Here is a 7,842-nt window from a genome sequence, read left to right on the forward strand (position 1 = left end):
TTGAGGGTGCGTTGGCAGCAGGCGTCCGATGCGTATNTACACGAACAGGAGAGCGTGCGCGGGCAGCACCCCGGCGGCGTACGGGCCCGGCACGGCGCTCCCGGCCGCCGGACCCGGCACGGCGCTCCCGGCCCGCGCACGGCGGGGGCGGCGTACGGGCGCGGCAGGACGCGACGAGGGGCCGCCCGCACCACGGATGGCGGGCGGCCCCTCGTCGGAACCCCTGGAGACGGCCGGGTCGCCCCGGCAGGCGTCAGGAGGCCTTGGCCTTCTCCTGCTGGGCGGCGGGCGCCGGCGTCGGCTTGGCCGCCTCGTAGAACTCCTCGCGCGGCGACTCGATGGCGCCGAGGGAGACGACCTCGCGCTTGAGGAACATCGCGAGCGTCCAGTCCGCGAAGACGCGGATCTTCCGGTTCCAGGTCGGCATGGCCATGCCGTGGTAGCCGCGGTGCATGTACCAGGCGAGACGGCCCTTGAGCTTGATCTTCGCCTTGCCCATGACGATCATCGCGACGCCCTTGTGCAGGCCGAGGCCCGCGACCGCGCCCTTGTTGGCGTGGCTGTACTCCTTCTGCGGGAAGCCCCGCATGCCGGAGAGGACGTTGTCGCCGAGCACCTTGGCCTGGCGCAGCGCGTGCTGGGCGTTGGGCGGGCACCAGGCGTTCTCGTTGCCGGCCTTGCGGCCCACGAGGTCCGGGACCTGGGCGTTGTCGCCCGCGGCCCAGATGTAGTCCGTGCCCGTGACCTGGAGCGTCGGCTGGCAGTCGACGTGGCCGCGGGGGCCGAGGGGCAGGCCGAAGCGGGCCAGCGCCGGGTTCGGCTTCACACCGGCGGTCCACACGATCGTGTTGGAGTCGACTTCGAGGCCGTTCTTCAGCACCACGTGGCCGTCGACGCAGGACTCCATGGACGTGCTCAGGTAGACCTCGACGCCGCGGCCCTCGAGGTGCTCCTTGCCGTACAGGCCGAGCTTCGGGCCGACCTCGGGGAGGATCTTGTCGGCGGCGTCGACCAGGATGAAGCGCATGTCCTCGCGGGACACGTTCCGGTAGTACTTGGCGGCGTCGCGGACCATGTCCTCGACCTCGCCGATCGTCTCGGCGCCGGCGAAGCCGCCGCCGATGAAGACGAAGGTCAGCGCCTTGCGGCGGACCTCCTCGTCGGTGGTCGAGTCGGCCTTGTCCAACTGCTCGAGCACGTGGTTGCGCAGGCCGATGGCCTCCTCGATGCCCTTCATGCCGATGCCCTGCTCGGCGAGGCCGGGGATCGGGAAGGTCCGGGAGACCGCGCCGAGCGCGATGACCAGGTAGTCGAAGGGCAGCTCGTACGCCTCGCCCACCAGCGGCGCGACGGTGGCGACCTTGCGCTCCTGGTCGATGGTGGTGACCCGGCCGGTGAGGACCTCGGCCTTGGGCAGCACGCGCCGCAGCGGGACGACGACGTGCCGCGGCGAGATGCTGCCGGCGGCGGCTTCGGGGAGGAACGGCTGGTACGTCATGTACGAGCGCGGGTCGACGACCGTGACGGTCGCCTCGCCGTAGCGCATCTTCTTCAGGATGCGTCGGGCTGCGTACAGGCCTACGTACCCACCGCCTACTACGAGGATCCTGGGACGCTCCGTGGTGCTCATGCCATCGAGTATCCACCCCCCGGATGGGGGTCGCTCGTGCGCCCCTTCACAAGTTCCGTACGGCCCTCTGCTACACTGCGCCGCCCACGTGACCGAAGTCATGATCCCCATCGGGAACCAGAACGCGGTCGAAGACGTTGTTCACCCGTCCCTCACCCCTTGTGAACTGGCCCGCAGGGTCGGCGACAGGAGTGTGCCGCTCCTTCGGCCCGCGCGGCGGCGATGCTCCCGCGGCGGCGGAAACGGAGGCGGAGCGGGCTCTCGGCGGGGCTCTGTAAGGGGCGCAGCCCGTGCGAGGCCCCCTATCCAAGGTCTTTTCCTTGTGAAGAACTTCACGACCTTTTCCCGACGCCCCGTCGGTTCGGGGCGCCGCAGCCGTCTCTCCCGCACCCGGACGGGCGGTCCGGCCGATGACCGCCCCGGAGCTCGGCTCCCGGGCCGGACCGCCACCGGGCCCGTACGGGCACACTTCCCCCATGACCGAGAACACCGTGACCGTACGGGAAGCCCGCGCGCGCCTCGCCGGCCACGTCGACCTGGCCGAGCGGGGCACCCCGACGGTGATCACCCGCAACGGCGCCCCGGTGGCGGCCGTGGTTCCGATCGCGGACTTCGAGGCCCTGGAGGAAGCGGCCGACGCGGTGCTGGCGCGGGAGGCGGAGGCGGTCCTGGCCGAGGGAGGCCCCACCGTGACGATGGCGGAGCTGCTGGCGGACCTGTTCACCGAGCGGGACGGCGGGACCGCGTGACCTGCGCCTTCCGCTTCGTCGTCCTCGTCGTCGAGGGGGCGGCCGGCGGGATGTCTACCGCAACCTGTGAGGCGCGGCCGCCCGGGACATGGGCGGCCGCGCCCCGGGAGGCCGTCGCCGGCCGTCCGCCGGGCGGCTCCCGGCGGACGGCCCGCCCGCGGCCGCGTCAGGCCATGGACCAGGCGATGCCGTCGAGGATGTCGTGCTCGCTGACCACGACCTCCCGCGCGCCGACGCGCTCCATGATCTCGCGCAGGACCAGGGCGCCGGAGACGATGACGTCGACCCGGCCCGGGTGCATGACGGGGATCGCGGCGCGTTCCTTGTGGGTCATCGCCAGCAGCCGGTCGGAGACCTCGGCGACCCGCTCGTAGGGGATGCGGGAGCGGTGGATCGCCGCCGAGTCGTACTCCGCCAGGCCCAGGGCGATCGCGGCGACGGTGGTGACGGAGCCGGCGAGGCCGACGAGGGTGCGCGCCTCGCGGAGCGGGACGGTCTCCTCCGCCAGGGCGATCGCGGCGCGCACGTCGGCGCGGATCGCGGCGACCTCGTCCGGGGCGGGCGGGTCGTGGCGGACGTGGCGTTCGGTCAGGCGTACGCAGCCGATGTCCACCGACCGGGCCGCCTCGACGTGCCCGGTGCCGACGACGAACTCCGTCGAGCCGCCGCCGATGTCCACGACCAGGTACTCGTCGGTCCCGGCCAGTTCCCTCGTCGCCCCGGTGAAGGAGAACTCGGCCTCCTGCCGGCCGGTGACGACCTCCGGTTCGACGCCCAGGATCTCCTGGACGCCCCGCACGAAGTCCTCGCGGTTCTCGGCGTCGCGGGACGCGGAGGTCGCCACGAAGCGGACCTTCTCGGCGCCGAGCTCCCGTATGAGGGCCGCGTACTGACGGCACGCGGCGAACGTCCGCTCCAGCGCCTCCGGGGCCAGCCGGCCCGTGCGGTCCACGCCCTGGCCGAGGCGGACGACGGTCATCCGCCGGTCCAGGTCGACGAGGGTGCCCGCGTCGGGGTCGACGTCCGCGACGAGGAGGCGGATGGAGTTCGTGCCGCAGTCGACGGCCGCGACCCGGGTCACCGGGCGTCCTCCTCCGCGGCCCCGCCGCACCCGGTGCTCACGCAGGGGCCCTTCGCCCACCACTCCGGGAGCATCGCCAGCGCCTCGTCGCCCAGCGGGTTCACGCCCGGCCCGGCGACCAGGGAGTGCGCGACCAGGACGTGCAGGCACTTCACGCGGTCCGGCATGCCGCCGGCGCTGGGGAAGCCGGCCAGGACCTCGATGGCGTCGCGGCGGGCGATGTAGTCCTCGTGCGCGGCCCGGTAGGCGGCGGCCAGTTCGGGGTCGGCGGCGAGGCGCTCGGTCATCTCCCTCATGACGCCGTTCGCCTCCAGCGTGCCGATCGCGGAGTTGGCGCGGGGGCACGTGAGGTAGTACGTCGTCGGGAACGGCGTGCCGTCGGGGAGCCGGGGGGCGGTCTCGACGACGTCGGGCTCGCCGCACGGGCAGCGGTGCGCGATGGCCCGCAGGCCGCGCGGGGGGCGGCCGAGCTGTTCCCTGAAGGCCGCGACGTCGGCCTCGGTCGGCTCGGTGCGGTCGGTCTGCGGAGGGGGCGTTTCCATTCCTGCCTTGATCCTGCTCGGTGCTGCTCGGTCCTGGTGGGGTCCGGGGCCGTCGGTGGCCGCCGGCGGGGCTATCGGTCCGGGCGGTCGGCGCGGTCCACGCCGTCCCAGACGGTGGAGTACCAGGGCCGGCCGTCGCCGCCCTGGTCGGTGCGGTGCCGTTGCGCCGCCTCGGGGTCGTTCATGGTGAAGGCGGTCTCGCCGGGCATCACGTAGTGGAGGTGCCGGCGTGCGAGCCGCATGACGTAGGCGTCGTCCTGGAGGCGGGCCTTCTCGTCGCGCAGCCGCTCGACGCGGGCGGCGGCCTCCTCCGCCAGCCGCTCCTGTTCGGCGATCTCGGCGCGCTGCGACACGTACTGGCGCATCGGGTAGGCGAGGGCGACGACCATGGTGCACACGACGAGGGCGAGGAAGGCGGCCCGCCCGGTGAGCCGGGAGCGGCGCGCCTGGCGGCGGCTCTGGGAGCGGTAGACGCGGGCGGCCGTCTGCTCGCCGAGCAGCCTCAGCCTCGTCGCGGTCGAGAACCGGTCCCGGCTCTGGCCCATCGGCTCGCCCCTCCTCACGTACGAACGTCCCCGGACACGGTACGGGACCGCGGCCGGGGACGTACGCAACCGGGGGCGGCCGGGCGCCGGCCCCCGGGCGCTCAGCCGTTGGCGGGGCGGAACCGCGGGAAGGCGCCGCGGCCGGCGTACACCGCGGCGTCGTCGAGGATCTCCTCGATGCGCAGGAGCTGGTTGTACTTGGCGACGCGCTCGGAGCGCGCCGGGGCGCCGGTCTTGATCTGGCCGCAGTTGGTGGCGACGGCCAGGTCGGCGATGGTGACGTCCTCGGTCTCGCCGGAGCGGTGGGACATCATGCACTTGAAGCCGTTGCGCTGGGCCAGCTCGACGGCGTCCAGGGTCTCCGTGAGGGAGCCGATCTGGTTGACCTTGACCAGCAGGGCGTTGGCGGCGCCCTCCTCGATGCCGCGGGCCAGGCGCTCGGGGTTGGTGACGAACAGGTCGTCGCCGACGAGCTGGACCTTCGAGCCGAGGCGCTCGGTGACGGCCTTCCAGCCGTCCCAGTCGTCCTCGAACAGCGGGTCCTCGATGGAGACGAGCGGGTACGAGGCGACGAGCTCCTCGTAGTAGTCGATCATCTCGGCGGCGGTGCGGGACTTGCCCTCGAACTCGTACGCGCCGTCCTTGTGGAACTCGGACGCGGCGACGTCCAGGGCGAGCGCGACGTCCTTGCCCGGGGTGTACCCGGCCTGCTTGATCGCCTCCATGATGAGGTCGAGGGCGGCGCGGTTGGACTCCAGGTCCGGGGCGAAGCCGCCCTCGTCGCCGAGGCCGGTGGACAGGCCCTTGTCCTTCAGGACCTTCTTGAGGGTGTGGTAGACCTCGGTGCCCCAGCGCAGGGCCTCGGAGAAGGACTCCGCGCCGATCGGCGCGATCATGAACTCCTGGATGTCCACGTTGGAGTCGGCGTGCGAGCCGCCGTTCAGGATGTTCATCATCGGCACCGGCAGCAGGTGCGCGTTCGGGCCGCCCAGGTAGCGGAAGAGCGGCAGGTCGGACGCCTCGGAGGCGGCGTGCGCCACGGCGAGGGAGACGCCGAGGATGGCGTTGGCGCCGAGGGAGGACTTGTCCGGGGTGGCGTCCAGGTCGAACATCGCCTGGTCGATCAGCCGCTGCTCGGTGGCGTCGTAGCCGACGAGCTCCGGGCCGATCTGCTCGATGACGGCGAGGACGGCCTTCTCGACGCCCTTGCCGAGGTAGCGGTCCTTGTCACCGTCGCGGAGCTCGAGGGCCTCGAACGCACCGGTGGAGGCACCGGACGGGACGGCGGCACGGCCGGTGCTGCCGTCGTCGAGGCCGACCTCGACCTCGACCGTGGGGTTGCCTCGGGAGTCCAGGATTTCCCGGGCTACGACGACGTCGATGGACGGCACGAGCATCTCCTTCTGGGATGTGACGCATGGAGTGCGGGATCTTTCGCCTTGCGGCAAGAGCCTAGCCGCCCCGGGGGCCGGCGCCCGCGACCGGCCGCCCGCCGGGCGGGCAAAAGGCGCATGAGGGTGCGTTACGGGGCGAACGGCCGCCCCGCGACCCTGCCTGCCCGCCGGAGGGCGGCCGGCGCGCGTCCCGTTCCCGGCGCTCCGGAGGCCGGGGCGGCGGGAACGGAAGGCGACGGGACGGCGGCGGCGGAGTGTCCGCGACGGGAAAGGCCCCGGCCCGCCGCGCGGGGGTGCGCGGCGGGCCGGGGGCGGTAGGGAAAGGGGCCGCGGCCGGGTGGTCCCGGCCGGGCCGGCGGGGTCAGCTCAGGTGGAGCTGCTGGCCCGGGTAGATGAGGTCGGCGCTGTCGAGGATGTCGTCGTTCAGGTCGAACAGCTTCTTCCAGCCGCCCTTGACGTTCTCGGCCGCGGCGATGGAGCTGAGCGTGTCGCCGGTGCGGACCTTGTACTCGCCGTCGCCCTTCTCGACCTTCTTGCCGGTCGGGGTGGTGACGGTCCTGGACTCGGCCTTGGGGGCCGCCTGGGACTCGGCCTTGGGCTGGGACCCGGTCTTGGGCGCGGCGGGGGCCGGCCGGTACTCGGCCTTGGGCGCGGTGCGCTGCTCGCTGCGCGTGGCGGGCTGCTCGGCGGCGCGCTCGCCGCCGTACGGCGCGCTGGACAGGCCGACGCCGCAGACCGGCCAGGCGCCCTTGCCCTGGCCCGCGAGGACCTTCTCGGCGATCTCGATCTGCTGGGCCTTGCTGGCCTGGTCGGCGGTGGAGGCGTACTGCGTGCCGCCGTACGCGGCCCAGGTGGAGGCGGAGAACTGCAGGCCGCCGTAGTAGCCGTTGCCGGTGTTGATGGACCAGTTGCCGCCGGACTCGCACTGCGCGACGCGGTCCCACTCGGCGGGGGTCGCGGCGCCGGCGGGCGCGGCGCCCATCAGCGGGGCGGCGACGGCCGCACCGGTGACGCCGGCGAACGCGGCGATGCGGACGGCCTTGGAGGGACGGCGGTGCTTGCCCTTGCCGGAAGTGAGCATGGCTGATCTCCTCACCGACGCCTGCGAGGTGAGCTGTCGGGTTCGGGCCTGGTGAGTGCCCGGCCGCGCGCTGGGCGCGGCTTCACCCCGAGCCGGTTCCGGTCGTCTCCCGACGGCCGGGCCCGGCGCCTACCTTGGGTCCCCCGCTCCTGCCTACGGCGCTGAAAGCGTCGACTGTTCCCGTCGTCCGGCGGCAGGATTCGGCGTTACCGGTCGAACGGGGCCCGCGGTGGCGAGCGATGACGACGGTACGCACAGACCCGCCGCGAGATCAAAGACGGACATTCAGGTCAAATACCCCCTACACATCTGTCACTTAAGGGCGTTTGCGCAGGTAGCGGCGGAAACGGACGGACCGGGCACCGTCGAGGGCGAGTTGAGGCGAAGAGATCCTTGTCTCATTTCCCCGAAACGGACATCCGGCCCTCGACTACTTCTCGTCCGCCTTCAGGTCGAGGCTCTGACCAGGGAGGATGAGATCGGGGTCGGCGCCCACGGTCGTGCGGTTCGTCTCGTACAGCGCCGGCCAGCCGCCGGGCACCTTCCGGGCATCCGCGATGGCCGAGAGGCTGTCGCCGGGCCGGACGGTGTAGGTGCCGTCCGCGGCGAGGCCGTCCGCCGTGCGCGCCGCTCCGTCGCCCCGCGAGGCGTGCCGGCCCGTCTCGCGCCCCTCGACGGGGTCGCCGGGCTCGCCCTCGGCGCCCGGGACGGCCGGGGCGCCGGGGACGGCCGGGGCGCCGGGGACCACCGGGGCGCCCTCCTCGGCCGGGGCGCCGCGGTGNNNNCCNGCCCGTGCCGGTCGCGGGGTCGCCCGCGGTGC

Annotated in this window: 8 protein-coding genes and 1 riboswitch; of the genes, 1 reads left to right on the forward strand and 7 read right to left on the reverse strand. The window is 73.3% G+C overall.

All coding sequences use genetic code 11. The features are described 5' to 3' along the window. Positions 1–253 precede the first annotated feature (253 nt). On the reverse strand, positions 254–1,630 hold the full coding sequence (locus MW084_RS10990; RefSeq protein ID WP_010473385.1) for an NAD(P)/FAD-dependent oxidoreductase: 1,377 nt from the start codon (positions 1,628–1,630) through the stop codon (positions 254–256). A gap of 476 nt (positions 1,631–2,106) precedes the next feature. On the opposite strand from MW084_RS10990, the gene MW084_RS10995 reads away from it, so the two are divergent. After that, a complete protein-coding gene (locus MW084_RS10995) occupies positions 2,107–2,379 on the forward strand; it encodes a type II toxin-antitoxin system Phd/YefM family antitoxin (protein ID WP_029553710.1) in 273 nt (90 codons plus the stop codon). Positions 2,380–2,545: 166 nt separating this feature from the next. On the opposite strand, the gene MW084_RS11000 is transcribed toward MW084_RS10995, so the two are convergent. The 6 genes from MW084_RS11000 to MW084_RS11025 form a co-directional block, all read right to left on the reverse strand. Continuing rightward, positions 2,546–3,460: a Ppx/GppA phosphatase family protein gene (locus tag MW084_RS11000; protein ID WP_010473389.1), complete on the reverse strand. Its 915-nt coding sequence runs from the start codon at positions 3,458–3,460 to the stop codon at positions 2,546–2,548. Beyond that, positions 3,457–4,002: a DUF501 domain-containing protein gene (locus tag MW084_RS11005; protein WP_010473391.1), complete on the reverse strand. Its 546-nt coding sequence runs from the start codon at positions 4,000–4,002 to the stop codon at positions 3,457–3,459. Before MW084_RS11005 ends, MW084_RS11000 begins: the two co-directional genes overlap by 4 nt. 71 nt (positions 4,003–4,073) lie before the next feature. Next, positions 4,074–4,547, reverse strand: coding sequence for an FtsB family cell division protein (locus MW084_RS11010; protein ID WP_010473393.1), 474 nt, complete (start codon positions 4,545–4,547; stop codon positions 4,074–4,076). A gap of 101 nt (positions 4,548–4,648) precedes the next feature. Next, entirely contained in the window at positions 4,649–5,944 is a 1,296-nt protein-coding gene (gene eno, locus MW084_RS11015) for a phosphopyruvate hydratase (RefSeq protein ID WP_078571955.1), read from the reverse strand. A 358-nt stretch (positions 5,945–6,302) separates the two neighbouring features. Then, complete coding sequence (locus MW084_RS11020; protein WP_010473397.1) at positions 6,303–7,022, reverse strand: transglycosylase family protein; 720 nt, start codon at positions 7,020–7,022, stop codon at positions 6,303–6,305. Between the two features lie 3 nt (positions 7,023–7,025). Beyond that, positions 7,026–7,193, reverse strand: a riboswitch (cyclic di-AMP (ydaO/yuaA leader). 259 nt (positions 7,194–7,452) lie between these two features. Further along, positions 7,453–7,803: LysM peptidoglycan-binding domain-containing protein (locus MW084_RS11025; RefSeq protein WP_275563569.1), on the reverse strand; the 351-nt coding region annotated here is incomplete at its 5' end. Positions 7,804–7,842 lie beyond the last annotated feature (39 nt).

Origin of the sequence: Streptomyces sudanensis (assembly GCF_023614315.1) — a bacterium.
GTDB lineage: Bacteria > Actinomycetota > Actinomycetes > Streptomycetales > Streptomycetaceae > Streptomyces > Streptomyces sudanensis.